We start from the raw sequence: 17,422 nt of genomic DNA, 5'->3' as shown, positions 1-17,422 counted from the left end.
ACATACGCTCTCCGGGGCCAGCCATCCGCCGAGGAGGGCTGAAGGTTGAGCTGCCCCGGTTTTGATGGAGACCGGAGTGTGTGGATCAGGCGGTCTTCGGGGTGATGGTGGAACGGTAGTGCATGGCTTCGTATTCGGCGGGTGGGACGTGGCCGATCGCGCTGTGGAGGCGGTCGTGGTTGTACCAACCGACCCATTGCAGCACGGCTCGTTGGACCGCGGCCGGGTTCGGCCAGCTGCGTCGTTCGATCAGTTCGGCTTTGAAGGTTCCGTTGAGGGCCTCGGCCATGGCGTTGTCGTAGGAGTCGGCGACCGAGCCGACCGAGGCGGTCACACCGACCTCGGCCAGGCGTTGGCCGTAGCGGATGGACAGGTATTGCCCAGGTTCAAGCGGTCGTTGCAACACCGGCTTATTGATGTAAGAGTAGCAGCTCGTTTAGTTCTTCGGCCGGTGTCTTCCAGCCGAGTGTCTTACGTGGACGAGCATTGAGTGCGGCGGCGACAGCGTCGAGATCGCTGCGGCTGTGCCGCGATAGGTCGGTTCCCTTTGGAAAATACTGACGCAGTAGGCCATTCGTGTTCTCGTTGGTCCCGCGTTGCCAGGGACTGTGGGGGTCAGCGAAGTAGATCTGGAGTCCTGTGTCGATCCGAATTTGGGCGTGCTGGGCCATCTCCGCACCCTGGTCCCAGGTTAGAGACTTGCGCAGTTGGTCGGGCAGGTTCGTGATGGTGGTGGCGACGGCGTCGCGTACGGCTTCGGCGCCGTGTCCGGCCAGCGCTGGGCCGTTCTTGGCGCGAGGACCGCCGTGGCCGGGCATGGGTGGCAGGTGTAGCAGCATCGTGAAGCGGGTGCTGCGTTCGACCAGGGTTCCGATCGCGGAACTGTCCAGGCCGATGATGAGATCGCCTTCCCAGTGGCCTGGAACAGCGCGGTCTTCGACCTCAGCGGGTCGCTGACTGATCATCACCTCCTCGGTAACGAACTTCTTCCCACGGCCTCGGGTGCGCGCTCGAGGCACCCGCAGCGCACGCCCCGTCCGCAAACACGCGGTCAGTTCGCGGCGCAACGCGCCGCGGCCTTGAATGTAGAGGGCCTGGTAGATGGCCTCGTGCGAGATTCGCATCGTCTCGTCCTCGGGAAAGTCGACGGGGAGCCGGTGGGCGATCTGTTCCGGGCTCCACGCCAACGCCCAGCGGCGGTCCTGGCGACGCCCGTGCCGCCGACCGATCCAGCGTGTCTCCGGCCCGGGCACCTCCCGTCCGTCCGGGGCGGAAACAGTGCCGGCGAGCCGGTCTTGCACATACTCCCTCAGCAGGTCGTTCGCGGCCAGCTTGCACACCTTGGGGCGGCCAGCCTGCCGGTCGGCGTGCCACTGCGCGACCGAGGCCCGATAGTCCAGACGCCCGCCGCGGGTCGCCGCATTGCGCCGCAGCTCTCGCGAGATCGTCGACGCAGATCGGCCCAGACGGCGGGCGATCTCACGGACCCCGCACTCCTTGGCCCGCAGCACGGTGATCTCCTCGCGCTCGGCGAACGACAGGTAGCGGCCGCACGGCGGGTCCAGGCTGATCGGTGGCATCCCGCCACCCTCACGGAACCATCGTGGCCCCAACGGCATCGACACGCCGCAGGCGACGGCAGCCTCCTCGCTAGAGAGTCCCTCGGCGATCAGCCGCCAGAAACGCTGCTGCTCCGGCCGCCGATTGACCGGAGGCCGTCCGGAGACCGAAGCGGCGGACGGCCAGCCGCAATCGCCGCACGCGCTCTTCCCTGCGCCACAACACACTCCTACACATTGAGGTGTTGCGACGACCAGTTGAATCCGCCTTGACTACCCCTGTCGGAGTGGTGGATCAGTCCGTCACTGTGCCGGATTTTTCGTTGCCATAGAGCCATTTCCAATGCTTCCAGGGGTAGATCGGTGCGCAGGTGCCCGGCCAGCTGCCAGCCCACGATCATGCGTGAGTAGACGTCGAGGACGAACGCGACGTAGACCCAGCCCGTCCAGGTGCGCACGTAGGTCATGTCCGCGACCTCAACCGGTTGGGCTCGGCGGCCACGAACCGGCGGTCGACCAGATCCGGTGGCCGGGGCGCGGTCGGTTCGGGGATGGTGGTGCGGCGTTTGCCGCCTCGGACGACGCCCTCGATCCCGTGGACGTGCATCAGCCGCTCGATGGTGCAGGGGGCGACCTCGATGCCGTCGCGGCGCAGCTGGTGCCAAATCCGCCGAGCCCCATAGGTGCGGGCGCTGGCCTCGTGCACCCGGCGGATCTGCACGAGCAACTCCTCATCTCGCAGGCTTCGTCGAGCGGGCTTACGGGCCTTGTGGGCGTAGTACGTGCTGGGCGGGAACTCCAGCACCCGACAGATCGGCTCGACCCCGAAGCGGTCCTTGTGATCATCGATCATCGCGGTCACTTCGTCCGGGGACGGTCGAGCTCCTTGGCGAAATACACGCTCGCCGCCTTGAGGATCTCGTTGGCCCGCCGCAGCTCGGCAACCTCGCGGCGCAACCGTGTCAGCTCGTCTTTCTCGCTGGTCGTGGCTCGATCGGTGCGTTCACCGCGGTCGGCCTCGGCCTGCCGGACCCAGTTACGCAGCGCCTCGGGGTGGATACCGAGATCACGAGCGACATGCGCGATCGGCCGGCCGGACTCGGCCACCTCACGCACCGCACGCTCACGCAGTTCGTCGGGTACTTCTTCGGAGCAGCCATCGAACCTTGGATCTCCCATCTGCCAGGACGATCATCCTGGCTTCAGGGCCTCCACCAAACTCGGGGCACCTCAGTCGAGCCTGCGCGTGCAGCTCGCGCATGCGCTCTCGGTCCGCGTCGGTGATGGGGGAGGCGGCCATGTGCTCACCCCCTGATGGCGATCGCAGCCATAGAGGCGAACGCTGGAAGTCAAGTGGGTGGGCTCGTCATAGTTGTACAACTATCTCGAACCCTGCTGGTCAAGCAGACGGCATTGCCATAGTTGTACAACTATGCAGGTCAACGAGGGGTTGCACGCGAAGAGTGGATCTCATTTCGGTAGCCTCCTGCATGCACGTCCCAAACCTCAGGAAGGAGGGATATACCCAATGCACGGAGATGGATCGCCGGGCTGGTGGTGTTGCTGTGTGCAATGCCAGCGGACTGTGCGCGCTGCGATCGTGTCGTTGACGCTGCTGGCGGCGTACGCAATGCGTTTCGTGCTGGCGGGCCAAGGCGTAACGCCCTGACCCACCGACACATCCCTTATGCGTGGGCAGCGGTCAGGCGGCGCACCGAGGTTGGCGGACCTCGACTGCGTGCGGCCTGGCTGCTGCCCAACGACCCGCACTGTACCTAAGTAATAGACAGTCGTATGTCGCGTCCCTAGTCAAGGCGGCGGGTTGACACCGAACGAGGTCGACGCGCTCACGGCTAGGGTTCACGCAAGAGAGCGCCGGCGGCTTCGAACGCCAGGCGGAGGACGCCGACCGGGACTTCGCCGCGTCCGGCGGCGAGCGCGGGTGTGTCAGGTAGCCGACACCGCCGCAACGGGCGATTACGATCCCAAACCGGCTCAACCGCGGTGGGAACAGGGACGCCAACCGGGCGTTGCACCTGCTCGCAATCGGTCGCCCAAGTCGCGACCCCAGGACGCGCGCCTACGCCGCTCGACGCACTGCAGAAGGCAAGTCCAAGCGGGAGATCATCCGGTGCCTCAAACGCTACCTGGCTCGCGAAGTCTTCAAAGCGCTCATCGGCCACAACACCGCACTCCCAGCGCCGTCGCGGACCGCCGAGCCACAACCGGCTTGACGCATAGGAGCATCGCTTAGTGGACGATCCCTTGTAGCGGTCAGTCCGCCTCGCGGAGTCTCACCACGATGCCGTCGGTGGTTGCGGAGCACTCGACGCCACTGCTGTGCAGCAGATGGATGTCGGCGTGTGAAGCCGCCGCGATGATCCCGATCCGGGAGGCTGGCGAATCGACAGTCCAGACTTCGACTGGGGCGGACGGGCTGGGCATACGTAGCTCGACCGCCCGTGGACTCGTTGGCAGAAAATCGAGCGGGCGAGCCAGATCGACTGTCGTTTCGTGGTCCTCCAGAAGTTGCCGCAGTGGGCTCCGGGCCGGTGACCGGCAGAACTCGGCCAGGTCCTCGATCTCCCGAGGTGTTGCTTCGAAATCGTGGCGCCATCCGGCGATGTGGAGGTTTCGGAGCCAGTCACGCACCTCGCGCCACTCGATGTCCTGCGCTTGAGCCTTGCGACCGATCTGGTGAGCGATGCGTCGTGACTTCACACCGCTGGTCAGCAACTTCAGGGCCGTGGTGGTGTCGACGCCGTACCGGATGAAATACGACAAGTCCTCCGGGAGGACGGTCGCGCTGCCGCGTTCCACCAAAAGCTCGTTGGCTTGGGAGACGACCACGCCGACCGTCCAACTGAGGAAATGTTCGAACGCGCCGCTGACCGCGTCGACGGTCTGCTCCAGTCGCCACGAGGGGTTATCGACGGTCGGCAGTATCGCGGCGGCCAGCGCGGGCATGTCCAAGCCCGCCAGCCAGCCGCGCAAAGCCGAGGCTACCGACACGTCGACTGTCGTTTTGGCTCCCACCGTCGGTTTGAATCGCCAGACCTTGCCTGCCTCGGGCAACTCCAGCAACAGCTCGAAGATCCCGGCGTCGTCGAATACCGCAAGCGCTTCCTCGGTGGTTAGGGACATCGTGGTCAGGGACGTCATGCCCGAGTCGGCTTGGGGCAGGTCCTCGTGGCGGGCGGTGACCTCGTCAGCCACCTTCACTGCGATCTGTTCGATCCGTCGAGCGCTGCGTAGCGCGGTGCCGGTCACGGTCCATCGGCGTCGGCTCTCGGCCGGCGTGCGGGCATATTGCTGTTCGACGTGGTTGGCGAAAGCCATCCATCGTCGTTCGATGTGATCCGGCATTTGGGTGAACGCGAGCAGGCGTCGTACAACGTCGCGCGGGTCCGTCGCTGATGCCCATGGGTCGAGTCGTTCGAGGGTCGAGAGGACGAACCACACGAACGTCGCGAAGTCCGCGGCCGCGCCTGATGCCAGCTCGAAGAGAGCATCCGCGGTCTCAGCAATTAGCGCCTCGGCTTCGGCCAACTGGTGCAGTGCGTCATTGGAGTGCAGCGTCGAGACGATCTCAAGATCGTCCGCGGCGGGCTGGAGAACTTCGAAGTGGCGGTCGGCGGGTTTGGCTTGGACGCCCAGCACGATCCAGCCCTCGGTTTCGCGTCCGGCCCGGCCGGCGCGTCCGACCGCGTTGAGTAGCCGGGGCCCGTCCATCTGCTGTCCAGGGTCCTGGCCCTGGTACCGAGTTTCGCAGATGAGCACCGTGCGCACCGGTAGGTTGACGCCGTCGGTGAGTGTCGAGGTGGCGAACATGGCCAGCAGCACTTCGGACCGCATCGCTTGCTCCAACGCGTCCAGGACATCGACCGGCAGTCCGGCATGGTGGTAGGCCACCCCGTGGAGCACGCAGTCGACGAGCGGGTGCTGTACGCCGAGTCGTTCTTCGAGAAACTCGCGGAGCGCTTCGGTACGCGACGTCACATCGAGTCGTTTCGCGACCTCTTGTGCGGCATTGCGGGCGTAGTCGCGGCGCGAGAGGATCATCAGCAGGCTACCGGTGGGAAGCAGCACATGGGCGGTTCTCGCACACAGCAGGTAGAACGGCGTCCTGTTCCGCTCGTAGGTACCGTTCGTGCGACGTTTGCTTTCCATCTCGCCGATTGGCTCGTCCCGTGGGGTGGTCAGTCGCTGGACGTTGCTTTCGGCCGGCCGGACTCGAAGGTCGGCGATCACCGGATAACTGGATCGAGAGGTGAAGGTCTTCGACTTCAGTGGGAGCCGCTGCTCCGCCTCCCACACAACGTCGGAGTAGAGCAGCGCGTGCAATCGCCTTGGACCACGCCAGTCGGAGCTGAACAGAACATCCGGGCGAGTGGGGTCGAGCCAAGCCGCCACCTTGTCCGCGTTGCCCATGACTCCCGACAGCAGGATCAGGCGCGCGTCGGTAGTTGCGAGCACCGCCAGCAGCCACTCGAGCAGGAACCCACGGTCCTGCTGGGCGAGCAGATGCGCCTCGTCGATCACGAACATCGAGAACCGGTCGAGCACGCCCTCCGGGTCGCGTCGCAGCAGGTGCGCCAGTCGCTCCGGGGTCATCACCTCCACCGACGAGTCGCCAGATTCGTCGATGAAGGTGAAGAAGTCGTCAATGCTGATGGCGCCGAAGTCAGGGAGATCGGCGCCGAGCCCCTTCTGTAGCACACGAAGGCGTCCCGACAGCGCTTGGCGCATCTCGCGGCCCAGACTGCGCAACGGCGTTACGTAGCAGACGTCCCCGGGCTGGGTTGCTAGGTGATGACAGATCAGAATCTGCGCCAGCAGAGTCTTGCCCGCACTGGTCGGGACCGAAAGCAACAGCCGCGTGGTGGCCGGCTCCAGAGGGTTCGCCGTGGTACGCATTAACAAGTCCCGCTGAGGCGGCCACAGCGTGAGCACGGGTGGCGCGCCGACGGTGAACGCTTGCGCGACCGCGTCCGGCGTCCCGTCAGGAAGAACGCTCCAAATACTGGAGGTTTCCATGCCGTCGGCGATGGCCAGCAGATGGGCTGTGACCCATCGCGCGTCGTGGTCACCGCCGCCGGCACGGAGGTCGATCACGGAGTGGAGCCCGGCTCGCGCTGCGCGGAGACGTTCACGGTTGCCGTAGCGCAGGAACGCCATCAGCTCAGCGACGGCACGGGTCACCGCTTCGGCGGGACCGAACATGGTCGACTGCAACGAGTCCATCTCGATGCGGGACGCCATGGCCGCGGCCTCGGTACGCCAGACGCGGAGCAGTTGCCCGATACGCGCCACGTCCAGCCCGAGGAACGCCACCCCGGCCCGCAGCGCCATGGTCATGAAACTCTCAGTCGATAGAGACGCGGCGCGCATGTCGGCGCCGAGATCACCGGACTCTCCGGAATCGTGGTCGCCTTCCGGGGCAGAGCCGGGACCATCGAGGAGGTCGTCGACTCGTCGCCAGATCGCTGTGGCGTTGGGGTCCAGATCAGCACGCCGGTAGCCGACCTGAGCGCCGAACGCGAGAGTCAGTCGGTCGCGGACGTCACGGCCCGACTCATTCAAAGCGAGATCGAAAATGTGGGCGGAGACCGCGAACGCGCGCTGTTGACGAGCAGGTGTGTACAGTTCCGGGGACGCGGCCGCGGACGCGATCCCGTGCAAATACCACCCTGCCCGGAGCAGATTTTCATCGATAGCTTCCGGGCGGATGAAGGTTTGCACCTCTAGATCCGCGATGAGGTTGATGAGTTCCTCCACCGACGGCAGCGCGCCCTCCGCGTGCTGGCCGAGCGCGTCGGCGAGTGCCTCAGAGTTCAGAGCACGGTCCACAGATAGCCCCTCACATCACGGGCGAGTCCGGGGAGATCCTCGACTGCCATCAGCAGCCCTTCCATCTGACCGGGTTGCGTGAAGCCGGGAAAGTGCCTCCCCATCGTGCTGAAACACCTGGGCGGTGCCGGGGTCGTGGCGGACGCGACGCTGACCCCGGCACCGGCTCGGTGGCTGCAGTCGATCCAGAAGTCGACCAGTTGCTGACACAACTCACCGACCGGCCCGGGTTGCGTAGAGTGGATACCGGTCAGTTGCGCGAGATATCGCGTCGCATTCGTCGACAGTTGCTTATACGCGGTGCCCACGGTGGTCGACACTGCGGAGCCGCCGACGTGCTGCTTGATTTCCCACAACCGGAATGAGGTCTCCGACGTAACGGCGTCGGAGAACACGACGAAACCATCCCCGCCAGGCTCGGTCACGTTGAACTTGGGCGGATCAAGCAACGCGATGTTCCGGGACCCATGGACGGTCTCACGTGCGTGCAGGTACCACAGCCATTCAGCGACGTGCCCGATGACGTGGATTTCGCTCTTGCCGTCCGGTGGAAGCCCGAACACGCCGTCGAGGAAAGCGGAAACGATTTTTCGATCGCGACCGGATAGTCTTGTACCGGCGAGCGCGGCGGACCGCCACAGCTCTCCAGCTCGAGAAGAACCCGCGCGATTCTTCATCACGGAGTCGGCGATGATCCACGCGATGGCCGCGCGTTCGCGCTCGCCGGCCCCGATGACAGTCCCCAGAAACCACACACATACACCCGGGCTAGGCTGGGTCTTCGGCACTGTCGTGATCAGATTGGTCAGCTTGGCACCGTAGCTATTCGCGACGCGCTGGGCGTCGTTGGCTGCGACCAAGGGCTCCCACGTCGCCGCCGCGGATTGGGTTGAGCCGGGCGACGCGGAGCTCTGCTGCGTTGCACCCGTCACCACGGCATTTTCCTCTCCGCCCATCCTTGAAACGTCAGTCTGCCCACTGCGGGCATGTTATCGCCCACTGACGCTTCGCTGGGCCGGAACGCGGGAACCGTCCGAGCCGGGGCATCTGCCGTCTGCGGGTGTGTCATGAACGAGGATGTACACCCAGCTGGAGGCTGGGCGTGGTCTCGCGTCCGGCCGTGACGATTTCGTCGATCTGCTCCACGGTCAGGCGGCTCGCGGCGGCGAGTTCGGCACTGGTGGTACCAGCGTCGGCCAGGAGATCCACGGCGCCGCCGAGCAGGTACGGCGACGACACCTTTGGGCTTCGGCGGGGCTCCGTGTCACTCGGGCTCCGGCAGCTCAATCCGTATGGTTAGTGCGCAACTCCCCCCTCGGACACAAAAAACTGGTGAGATTTCCCCAGTATTACGTTAAGTCGAACCCGCAGAGGCCAGCGTTGTCCTGCGGGTGTGTGGCATGTGCAGTCCCTGTGCTGCTGGCCCGGTGTGCCTGTGGTCGCCGGGGTGGTGGTGGCCATGGGTGAGCGGATCGTGTCGGCCCTGGTGCCGCAGTCGACGGGTGCTCGGTCGCGTGTCCCGGCCGAGATTCGGCGAATGCGGTCGCGGCTGCCGCTGGCCGAGGTAATGCCCGTTCCCGGTGACGCGTCATGGGTCTACGGGATCGGCCGGGTGGATGCCTCGGGCCGGATCGCGGAGAACACGGTGGTGCGGGCGCTGGGCTGGGCCGCCGGTGACCACGTGAGCGTGAGCGTGCGTGGGGGTGCGGCGGTGGTGCGCCGTGATCCGCAGGGCGTGTTCACCATCCCGGCTGTGGCCCGTGTGCTGCTGCCCGGCCCGGTGCGCACTCGGGTGGGCGTGAGTGCGGGAGATCGGCTGCTGCTGGCCGCTGACCCTGCACAGGATGTGGTCGTGACCTTCCCGATGCGGGCGCTGGATGCGGTGCTGGCTCCGCACACGAGCTCCCTGGTCGGGGGTGAGCTGTCATGAGTGGCGGACAGCCGGAGCAGGCGGAGATCGAGGCCGCACGGCTGGTGCTGGCGCGGATGGGTCTCTCACCGGAGGACTTGGTGGCCGGCCCTCCGCAGCAGCCGGTGGCGCCGACCTTCGCTGAGTACATCCCGAAGGTGTCGGCGGCGGTGTCGGCGGGCACGCGGCGGGTGTATGGCTCGTACTGGAACCGGATTCTCGAGCACTGGGGTGATCGGCGGCTGGATGAGCCGACGGCGCTGGAGATCAAGCAGTTCGCCGAGCACGTCAGAACCCACGTAGTGGCTCGGCGCAATGCCCGTGGTGGGCGGGGTGCAGCCGAGCATCTGATCGCGGCGTTGCGGTGTGTGTACAACCATGCGGTCGCCGACGGGTGGATCGCCGAGGGCGACAATCCGGCTAAGGGGTCCTTGCATAATGATCTTGGTCTGGCATGGTGGTGGCTGGAGTTGATCACGTTTCGATCGTTGGGAGCGTGGGATGGCTCGCCCGAGGCCGTGGGAGGTCAGCGACGAGTTGTGGGCGTTGATCGAGCCGTTGCTGCCCCGGCACGAGCGTCGGTTTCGGTATCCGGGTCGGCGTCGGATCGACGATCGCAAGACTCTGCAGGGCATCTTGTTCGTGCTCTACACCGGCATCCAGTGGGAGTTTCTGCCGCAGGAGTTGGGATTCGGCTCGGGGTCGACGTGCTGGCGGCGGTTGGCCGAGTGGCAGCAGGCCGGAGTATGGGAGCAGTTGCAGCGGGTGCTGCTGGATCGCCTGCGAGCGGCCGATCAGTTGGACTTCTCCCGAGCGGTCGTGGATTCCTCCCAGATCCAGGCCAAACGGGGACGTGGTTGCCCAAAAGTCGGTCCGAGTCCGGTTGACCGTGGTCGGCCGGGCTCGAAGCACCACGTCATCACCGATGCCTGTGGAACCCCGTTGCGGGTGGTGCTGACCGGCAGCAACCGCAACGATGTGACCCAGCTGGTGCCGCTGGTGGAGGAGATCCCACCGGTGCGCGGACGGCCGGGTCGGCCCCGCCGCAAACCCCGCCGCCTCTACGCAGACCGGGCCTACGACCACGACGTCTACCGAGACAAGCTGCGGGCCCGGGGCATCACACCCCGGATCGCTCGCCGAGGTGACGACCACGGTTCCGGCCTCGGCAAGCTGCGGTGGGTGGTCGAAGCCGCGATCGCCTGGCTGCACGGACCACGCCGCCTACGGATCCGCTGGGAAACCCGCGACGACATCCACGACGGCTTCCTCCAACTCACCCACTGCATGATCCTCGCCGCCAAGCTCCCCACACACGCAATCTGAAAGGACCCCTAAGCGTGTGCCCAAACCGCGCCGGTTGCCGTCCACCCGCCGTGGGTTGCCGGATTCCGGCCTGGCCGAAATCAACGAGGTGGCTGCGGCCACGGGCAATGATCCGGCGCTGGATACGTTGCTGCTGCGGCTGCACACCGAGACCGCCTGCCGCCGGGGTGGAGCGTTGGCGCTGCGTCCACGGGATCTCGATCCGCAGCAGTGTCTGGTGCTGTTGCAGGAGAAAGGCGGGACGGTGCGGTGGCAACCGGTGTCGCCGACCCTGATGCGGCATCTGCAGGACCACGCCGAGCATCGGGGTGCGGCCGAGTCGGGTGGGCAGTTGCTGCGGTACGTCAACGGGGAGCCGATCACCCGGCGCCGCTACGACTATCTGTGGAGCAGGCTGGGCTCGCATTTGCCGTGGGTGGCCTCGCAGCAGATCAGTACGCACTGGCTGCGCCACACCACCCTGACCTGGGTGGAGCGACATTTCGGTTATGCGGTTGCCCGGGCTTTCGCCGGGCACACCGACAGCAGTAGTGGGGACGGCGGTACCACGACGACCTACATTCGAGCCGGTCTCGAGGAGGTTGCTGCGGCGGTTGCGGCATTGACCGGCGAACCGCATCCCCTGGCGGCACGCCGCTCGGGAGGTGATGAGTAAGCGATACCGGGCACAGCAAGGCATGGCTCCTTGTCCCGGACGATGCAGTGCTGTGCTGGGCGGCGGGTCGATACTGCTGAAGGTGCCCGATGGTGCCGAAGGTGCCCACATCGAAATAGTGGCACCTTCGGCACCTTCGGCACCTTCGCAAGATCGCGAAGAGCCGCAGCCGGACCACCCCTTGGCCCGATGGGCATCCGCACGTGCGTGAAAGCCCACGCACATTGGACGGATGTTGCGTCGAGATCGGCGAGAGTGTGCTGGACCGTGCCTGAGCTGGGCGATCTAAAAACGAGCGTTGCGTTCGCGAGGGCTCGCTCGCGTGGGCTCGCGTTCGTAAAGCATGGGTTCTACATGGCCACGGGGGCCCGGCCGACAGGTAAGCCTGGTCGTCCCTGCGGTCGACGAGCGGCCTCCACGTCAACCGCGCGGTTCACCTGGAGCGTGTGCCTGCAGGCCCACTTCCGCCCGATGTGTGTGCTACGCGTGAGTCTCCTCGGTCGCCCCGCGGCCGACGCGACTTCGGCCAGCGGCCTTGACAGTGGGTCGCGGTCGGATTCAGTTGATGCTATCTACTGCCGTTTCAGTGGAAAATGAAATCAGTTCACTTGTTGCGCGGGCTGCCGCCGGCGGCAGGACCAGCGGGTGGTGTGCCTACCGGCTGCGCCATCCAGTGGAGTTTTGGGGTTGCTGCGCTGGCGTGGAGCAGCGGAGCCGGGCGCTGAAGGACCCGGCGCGGTGTCGAACGGCCTCGTCGTTGACTATGGGCCTTTCTGCCCTCCGTAGCTCAGCGGCCAGGCTCGACACTGGTGCGGCCTGCCCGCTTGGACGGCTAGTCCACTGCCATCGACGTCGATCCGGCCAGCGGGCGGGCCCTTCGGCATGGTCACAGCTCATCCTGAGGGTTTGAAGCGGGCATGCTTCAGCGGCCTACGGCGGTACGCATCGTCGGCGAGGGAGCGCAGGACACGCGCCGGAGAACGCGATGAGCTGGCCGCACCGGCTCGGTGAGCCCGGCTTTGCCGACGATGGCGAAAAGTCGTCTGCCTCTTTGTCTTGTGTCGGGCCGTGTCATTTGAAAGGACACGGCAATAGCCGCTGTGGACACGGCAAAACTCTTCCGCCGTCGGCGGCTGTCGGGTAGTTGTGGATATGTGGCACGACTTGCCGCGATGTGAAGTCGACTTGGTGGTGATGACGCATGACTCGGCTCATTCGGAATCCAGATGAGGTGGAGGTCGCTGCGGTGACGGTTGCCGTTGCTGCGGCCATGATGTCTTTGTCGTCGTGGCAGGTCCGGAAGTTGATCGCTGACGGAAAGCTGCGGGCGCGCAATACCGGTAAGGCCTACATCATCCCGGTCGCGGCGATCAACGATTTCCTGGCCGGGTCGGATGCTCCGATGCGGCACCCGGACTCGAACTGACTGCCTCGGTTCCCGGTGACGTCACTCTGTTTCGGTGGCAGTAGTTGCGGTTCGACGAGGGTGGCGTAAGCGGCGGTGACAGTCGCTGGTGAGCGCCACCAGGCCGCGAACACCCCTTTATGCGAGGGCCATGCCGTCGCTGACGTCGCTTTCCATTCCGGGCTCGACGCGCATAGCGTCGTCACGCTTTTACTCAGGCTTCGCAACAACCTCTACGGCTCTCCGGTGTCGGTTGGCGGCGGCCGGTGTGCCCTTCTTTTCTGGTGAGGAGACGTCATGTCCTCGGGCAAGAACATGATCTCGATTCCACGCGGTGTCTACGACCTGCTGGTGGCAGAGGCTGCGTGCTGGCGCGAGGCCAGCTGTTGGCTGTGGTCGGAACTGCCGAAGGTGGCGCTGCTGGTGGAATCTCCGCAGGTTCGTGACCTGATCGGTGAGTGGATCGAGTGGGACCGGCGGCGACGGGACGCGGCGAACTCGCATGCGGTCAGCGCCGCGTGCGACTGGAGGCGGGCGGCCGCGGCGCCGACATATGCGGAGCTGCAGCGGCGCCGCGCGCAGCCTGGGCCGACGGCGGAGCAGGCGCGCGCTCGTCATGGCGGGTACCGGGGAGGGCCCGTGGACTGGCATACCGGCCGATGCCTGTCGAGCCGGGGCGAGAGCGCATGAGCATGCGCTACGGCGACTCGAACCATGATGCCGATGCTTGGTACGACTCCGCCGACGACACCGTCTACAGCACCGGCGCGAGTGTGGATGAGGCATGGGAGCAGCGGGAGCGCCGCGAGCAACAGGACCGTGAGGCGGCCGAGGTCGTCAGCATCGGCAGCCGGCGTCCCGCCGAGCCGACGCGGCGCGTGCGGTGGCGCTACGCCAGCGGGATCACGATCAAGCGGCTTATACGGCCATGAGGGACGAGCTCGACGGGTTCGGCGCCGAATGCGCGCGGCCACTGTGGCACTACGGCCAAGCCGAGCTGTGTCTGGTCACCGGTCGGCTGGCTGAGGCACAGCAGATCGCAGATGAAGGTCTCGACGCCGCTGAGGACAGCGCGAACCCATTGCCACAGGTACTGCTCCGTTCGCTGCTGGTGCAGGTCTCGATAAGGCGGTACGAGCTGTCGTTGGCTGGCGAACACCTCTCGTTGGCGGAAAGGGCGATTGCTCAAAGCGGTCAGACCATGTGGCCAAGCTTGGAGTGGGCGAAACTTTTCTTCGCGAAGATACCGGAATCCGCAGGTCCCGCAATCGACAAACTCATCACCGTGTACTCGGAGAATCCTGTTCTTCTGCTGTTGTTGAACGATCAGTACGCGGCGGCGCCGCTGCTGATCCGGATCGCTGATCAGATCGGCATGGCATCCAAAGCCGAAGCCGTGTGCGCGGCGGTTCGTTATCTGGCCTCGGTGAATCCGCGGGTGTCCTCGATGACTGGAGCAGCTGCACATGCGCAGGGGGTGCTCCGAAATGATCCTGAGCTGCTGGTCAAGGCGGTGGAGCACTACCGCTCCAGCGCGCGAGTGCTGGCCAGGGCGGCGGCCATGGAGGACGCGGCGGTAGCGCTGTCCGACTCGGGTGACCACCACGAAGCCGTCAATCTGCTGGAAGAGGCTTCGGCGATCTATGTCGATATTGGTGCGCAGTACGACGCGGTACGTGTGAGGAAATCGTCCCAGCGGGTTGGGAGCAGGCGGTCGAGCCGTCGCGGTAACAGGGAGTTGGGTGGATGGGACAGCATAACTGACTCTGAGCTTCGAGTGGTGCAGATGGTTGCACAGGGCCTCACCAACAAGCAGGCCGCGAAACGACTCTTTCTCTCCCCGTACACGGTGGACAGCCACCTGCGGCATGTCTTCGCGAAGCTCGGCATCAACAGCCGGGTCGAGTTGGCTCGCCAGGTAGCGGCTCGTTCGTAGGAGTTCCGAAGGTCGTCAGCCGTGGTCCTGCTCGACCGCGGTTGTGCATTCAGGCGCTTGGCCGGGACGCCAAGTGCGGAAACGTTACTCGATCACGAAGGAGAATCAGATGAAACTGTGCTGGCTGGACATTCGAGGAGCGGGTGGAGCGAAGGATGCGATCATCGAGGAGGCCGTGCACCAGCGCGTGGACGCCGTGTTGTCCGATGATGTTGCCGACCTCGCATCGCTGCCACCGACCGTCACACGGGTGCTCATGGTATCGCGCGGTGAACTGCCGCGGGCTGCGGACGAGGTCGATGCCGTAATCGTGGACTCCGCACTGGACGCGGAGAGAGCCGAGATCGCCGAGCTGTACCCGAAGGCCGAGATCGGCAGGTTCGTCGAGATCGTCGACTCGGATACCTTGGATCTCGCCTGCGAGGCAGCACGCACCGATCCGTGGAGCGTGCTGTGGTTCCACGAACCCACCAAGATTCCGCTGGAGATCGTGCTGGCCGCCGCCAACAACTCCAAGGGCGGTGTCATCACGGTTGCGCGGAAAATGCCGGACGTCGAAATCCTTTGCGGCGTCCTCGAACGTGGCTCGGACGGCGTCATGCTGGCCGTCAACGATGTGGGCGACGCGACCGAGTTCAAAGAACGGACCCGAGCGAGCACGCCCGACCTTGCTCTTGTGGCGCTGACGGTGACGGAGATCAACGACGTCGGGATGGGCGACAGGGCCTGTGTCGACACCTGCTCGTACCTGCGCGAGGACGAAGGGCTGCTGATCGGCTCACGTTCGAGCGGACTGGTGCTGTCGTGCAGTGAAACCCACCCCTGCCGTACATGCCGACCCGGCCCTTCCGAGTCAACGCCGGCGGCCTTCACTCGTACACGATCTCGCAGAACGGTAGGACGAACTACCTGAGCGAGCTCAAGGCCGGCACGTGCTGGTAGCCGTGGATTCCAGCGGCCGAACGCGCGAGGTCACCGTCGGCCGTGTCAAGATCGAGCGGAGGCCTCTGCTGAGTATCGACGCCGTGTCGGACTCGGGCCGTTCGGCCAACCTGATCGTTCAGAACGATTGGCACGTTCGCGTGCTGGGACCGGGAGGGGCGGTGCTCAACACCACCGAGTTGCGCCCCGGAGATTCGATTCTGGGCTATCTTCCCAACGAGGCCCGCCACGTCGGATACGCCATTGACGAATTTTGCATCGAGCAGTAATGGACGGCGGAAGCGACGGGTTGAACATCGCGGTGGTAGGCGCGGGTATCGCCGGCTTGGCCACTGCCGCGGCACTTGAACGTGCTGGACTGCGGTGTACTGTGTACGAGCGATCGCAGCGGCTGGCTGCAGTGGGCGCGGGTATCCAAATTTCCCCCAACGCAAGCCGTCTGTTGCACAGAGTGGGACTTGCTGAGCGCCTCGAGTCCGTCGCGGTGCGTCCGGAAGCGCTGGAGCTGCGGAGATGGGACGACGGCCGATTGCTCGGGCGAACGGTTCTGGGTGATCGCTGCGAAGAGCTCTTCGGCGCGCCGTACTACACGTTGCACCGCGCGGACCTACACTCCGCTCTTCTGGAGACGGTCAGGTCGGACGTCCGTCTCGGGTACACCTGTGAGGGAGTAGAAGAACTCGAACGCCATGCGCTTCTACGATTCTCGGAAAAGCGTACCGAGACGGCGGACGTCGTAGTCGGGGCCGATGGCATCAAGTCGACTGTCCGGAATGCGCTGCTCACTGATCGCCCTCGTTTCTCTGGACAGGTGGTGTATCGAGGTTTGGTGCCGACGGAGGCCGTTCTGGATCCTCATGATTCGGTTCCCAAAGTCACGGTGTGGCTCGGTCCGGCGCAGCATTGCGTCTTCTATCCTGTCTCAGGTGGCCGCCTGGTCAACTTCGTCGCCACCGTTCCGAGTGAGGACCCCTGGCAGGAGGAATCCTGGATGGCCACCGGCCGCGTTGAGGACCTGCGCCGGGCTTACACCTGCTGGCACCGCCAAGTGCGCCAACTCTTCGCGGAGGCCAATGCTGTGACCCGGTGGGCGCTGCACGACCGGGATCTTTACCCCACCTGGAGTACGGCAAGGCTGGCCGTCGTTGGGGATGCTGCACATCCGATGCTGCCCTTCATCGCTCAAGGTTCGAACCAGGCTGTTGAGGACGCGTTCGCCTTGGCCGCGTCACTCGGAAGCTGTGGTGGTCAGATCGATGCTGCGCTGGAGCGTTACCAGGTGGTGCGAGTTCCCAGGGTTGCTAAGATCCACCGCGAATCGCGCTCTAGTACCAGTAATTTCCACCTGGACGACGGGCCAGCGCAGCAGGACCGGGATGTCACCTTGCGCGACGTACATGAGCTGCACAACCGGTCGTGGCTGTTCGGTCATGATGTCGAATCATCGTTTGAATCGTGACATATTAATAGGATGAGATTACCATGATAAGTTGAGAAACCACTGGACAACGGGGGTGTTGGCGGTGCCGCAAATCGGCGCCGCCAACCACTAATCATCCTGGTGGGAATCTCGTTGAGCTTCTCGACCATTCTTGACTGCGGAATTATTGGGGCGCGGAGGAGTTCAAAGGTTACCGGCTGGTCACAAAACCCTGAGAAAAACCTGAGTTTCCGGTCGGGTGGCTTGACTGCAAGCGTCGCCGCCGACAGTCGTATGCCGCTGGAACCATAGGTTTCCCGGCTACTATGCTTGCGTGCGTGCTTCCTGGGGACAGTGCTGATGCCCGACGGTCGACGGAGCTAATCGAACGACGGGTGAAGCGTGAGGCGACGCGTCTCC

15 protein-coding genes, 3 pseudogenes and 1 other annotated feature are annotated in these 17,422 nt (G+C 65.0%); of the genes and pseudogenes, 10 read left to right on the top strand and 8 right to left on the bottom strand.

Translation table 11 applies throughout. From position 1 onward, the window contains the following. Nucleotides 1-85: 85 nt before the first annotated feature. The 5 genes and pseudogenes from SACE_RS24615 to SACE_RS37905 all read right to left on the bottom strand — a co-directional run. Nucleotides 86-379, bottom strand: a pseudogene (locus SACE_RS24615) (integrase core domain-containing protein); the annotation flags it as partial. Nucleotides 380-410: 31 nt separating this feature from the next. Then, on the bottom strand, nt 411-1,670 hold the full coding sequence (locus SACE_RS24610; protein WP_420803740.1) for an IS30 family transposase: 1,260 nt from the start codon (nt 1,668-1,670) through the stop codon (nt 411-413). A gap of 119 nt (nt 1,671-1,789) precedes the next feature. Continuing rightward, nucleotides 1,790-2,026 (bottom strand): IS3 family transposase, encoded by a 237-nt coding sequence (locus tag SACE_RS37230; RefSeq protein ID WP_009951013.1) that lies wholly within the window; start codon nt 2,024-2,026, stop codon nt 1,790-1,792. Then, a complete protein-coding gene (locus SACE_RS37910; protein WP_011874599.1) occupies nt 2,023-2,412 on the bottom strand; it encodes an IS3 family transposase in 390 nt (129 codons plus the stop codon). Before SACE_RS37910 ends, SACE_RS37230 begins: the two co-directional genes overlap by 4 nt. Continuing rightward, nucleotides 2,347-2,460: a sequence feature (AL1L pseudoknot), on the bottom strand. (Overlaps the previous gene by 66 nt.) Further along, nucleotides 2,418-2,738 carry a transposase gene (locus SACE_RS37905; RefSeq protein ID WP_029622171.1) on the bottom strand — a complete coding sequence of 107 codons (321 nt, stop codon included), beginning with the start codon at nt 2,736-2,738 and terminating at the stop codon, nt 2,418-2,420. (Overlaps the previous feature by 43 nt.) A gap of 806 nt (nt 2,739-3,544) precedes the next feature. On the opposite strand from SACE_RS37905, the pseudogene SACE_RS36850 reads away from it, so the two are divergent. Beyond that, nucleotides 3,545-3,724, top strand: a pseudogene (locus tag SACE_RS36850) (IS110 family transposase); the annotation flags it as partial. A gap of 109 nt (nt 3,725-3,833) precedes the next feature. Here SACE_RS36850 and SACE_RS24590 read toward each other — a convergent pair. From SACE_RS24590 to SACE_RS37900, 3 genes are all read right to left on the bottom strand, one after another. Then, on the bottom strand, nt 3,834-7,409 hold the full coding sequence (locus tag SACE_RS24590) for a DEAD/DEAH box helicase (protein ID WP_009951018.1): 3,576 nt from the start codon (nt 7,407-7,409) through the stop codon (nt 3,834-3,836). Further along, complete coding sequence (locus tag SACE_RS24585) at nt 7,394-8,365, bottom strand: hypothetical protein (RefSeq protein ID WP_143538211.1); 972 nt, start codon at nt 8,363-8,365, stop codon at nt 7,394-7,396. The genes SACE_RS24590 and SACE_RS24585 overlap by 16 nt, the downstream gene beginning before the upstream one ends. Before the next feature lie 109 nt (nt 8,366-8,474). Continuing rightward, entirely contained in the window at nt 8,475-8,648 is a 174-nt protein-coding gene (locus SACE_RS37900) for a hypothetical protein (RefSeq protein WP_009951019.1), read from the bottom strand. 220 nt (nt 8,649-8,868) lie between these two features. Here SACE_RS37900 and SACE_RS24580 point away from each other — a divergent pair, with 220 nt between their 5' ends. The 9 genes and pseudogenes from SACE_RS24580 (at nt 8,869) to SACE_RS24535 (ending at nt 17,041) form a co-directional block, all read left to right on the top strand. Next, complete coding sequence (locus tag SACE_RS24580) at nt 8,869-9,339, top strand: hypothetical protein (RefSeq protein WP_143538210.1); 471 nt, start codon at nt 8,869-8,871, stop codon at nt 9,337-9,339. 480 nt (nt 9,340-9,819) lie between these two features. Then, a complete protein-coding gene (locus SACE_RS24575; RefSeq protein WP_011874594.1) occupies nt 9,820-10,644 on the top strand; it encodes an IS5 family transposase in 825 nt (274 codons plus the stop codon). A 16-nt stretch (nt 10,645-10,660) separates the two neighbouring features. Further along, complete coding sequence (locus tag SACE_RS24570) at nt 10,661-11,299, top strand: site-specific integrase (RefSeq protein WP_009951322.1); 639 nt, start codon at nt 10,661-10,663, stop codon at nt 11,297-11,299. Nucleotides 11,300-12,500: 1,201 nt separating this feature from the next. After that, complete coding sequence (locus tag SACE_RS24565) at nt 12,501-12,725, top strand: helix-turn-helix domain-containing protein (RefSeq protein ID WP_009951323.1); 225 nt, start codon at nt 12,501-12,503, stop codon at nt 12,723-12,725. Nucleotides 12,726-13,001: 276 nt separating this feature from the next. Continuing rightward, the gene (locus tag SACE_RS24560; RefSeq protein WP_011874593.1) at nt 13,002-13,394 is read left to right on the top strand and encodes a hypothetical protein; all 393 of its coding nucleotides are present in this window, start codon (nt 13,002-13,004) and stop codon (nt 13,392-13,394) included. After that, nucleotides 13,391-13,636 (top strand): hypothetical protein, encoded by a 246-nt coding sequence (locus tag SACE_RS24555; protein ID WP_011874592.1) that lies wholly within the window; start codon nt 13,391-13,393, stop codon nt 13,634-13,636. The genes SACE_RS24560 and SACE_RS24555 overlap by 4 nt, the downstream gene beginning before the upstream one ends. Continuing rightward, the gene (locus SACE_RS24550) at nt 13,633-14,640 is read left to right on the top strand and encodes a helix-turn-helix transcriptional regulator (protein WP_009951326.1); all 1,008 of its coding nucleotides are present in this window, start codon (nt 13,633-13,635) and stop codon (nt 14,638-14,640) included. Before SACE_RS24555 ends, SACE_RS24550 begins: the two co-directional genes overlap by 4 nt. Before the next feature lie 109 nt (nt 14,641-14,749). Next, a pseudogene (locus SACE_RS24545) lies at nt 14,750-15,851 on the top strand (3-dehydroquinate synthase II family protein). Then, entirely contained in the window at nt 15,851-17,041 is a 1,191-nt protein-coding gene (locus SACE_RS24535; protein ID WP_031334651.1) for an FAD-dependent monooxygenase, read from the top strand. The pseudogene SACE_RS24545 and the gene SACE_RS24535 overlap by 1 nt, the downstream one beginning before the upstream one ends. The last annotated feature ends 381 nt before the right edge of the window (nt 17,042-17,422 follow it).

Origin of the sequence: Saccharopolyspora erythraea NRRL 2338, from assembly GCF_000062885.1 — a bacterium.
Lineage (GTDB): Bacteria > Actinomycetota > Actinomycetes > Mycobacteriales > Pseudonocardiaceae > Saccharopolyspora_D > Saccharopolyspora_D erythraea.
Note: the sequence above shows the minus strand (reverse complement) of the source record. Positions and strands in the feature narration are given on the sequence as shown.

Excerpts from the sequence above, each read along its gene's own strand:
- SACE_RS37230 (WP_009951013.1), bottom strand. The coding sequence starts at position 2,026 with ATGACCTACGTGCGCACCTGGACGGGCTGGGTCTACGTCGCGTTCGTC.
- SACE_RS37910 (WP_011874599.1), bottom strand. The coding sequence starts at position 2,412 with ATGATCGATGATCACAAGGACCGCTTCGGGGTCGAGCCGATCTGTCGG.
- SACE_RS37905 (WP_029622171.1), bottom strand. The coding sequence starts at position 2,738 with ATGGGAGATCCAAGGTTCGATGGCTGCTCCGAAGAAGTACCCGACGAA.
- SACE_RS24585 (WP_143538211.1), bottom strand. The coding sequence starts at position 8,365 with ATGGGCGGAGAGGAAAATGCCGTGGTGACGGGTGCAACGCAGCAGAGC.
- SACE_RS24580 (WP_143538210.1), top strand. The coding sequence starts at position 8,869 with ATGGGTGAGCGGATCGTGTCGGCCCTGGTGCCGCAGTCGACGGGTGCT.
- SACE_RS24575 (WP_011874594.1), top strand. The coding sequence starts at position 9,820 with ATGGCTCGCCCGAGGCCGTGGGAGGTCAGCGACGAGTTGTGGGCGTTG.
- SACE_RS24565 (WP_009951323.1), top strand. The coding sequence starts at position 12,501 with ATGACTCGGCTCATTCGGAATCCAGATGAGGTGGAGGTCGCTGCGGTG.
- SACE_RS24560 (WP_011874593.1), top strand. The coding sequence starts at position 13,002 with ATGTCCTCGGGCAAGAACATGATCTCGATTCCACGCGGTGTCTACGAC.
- SACE_RS24555 (WP_011874592.1), top strand. The coding sequence starts at position 13,391 with ATGAGCATGCGCTACGGCGACTCGAACCATGATGCCGATGCTTGGTAC.
- SACE_RS24550 (WP_009951326.1), top strand. The coding sequence starts at position 13,633 with ATGAGGGACGAGCTCGACGGGTTCGGCGCCGAATGCGCGCGGCCACTG.
- SACE_RS24535 (WP_031334651.1), top strand. The coding sequence starts at position 15,851 with ATGGACGGCGGAAGCGACGGGTTGAACATCGCGGTGGTAGGCGCGGGT.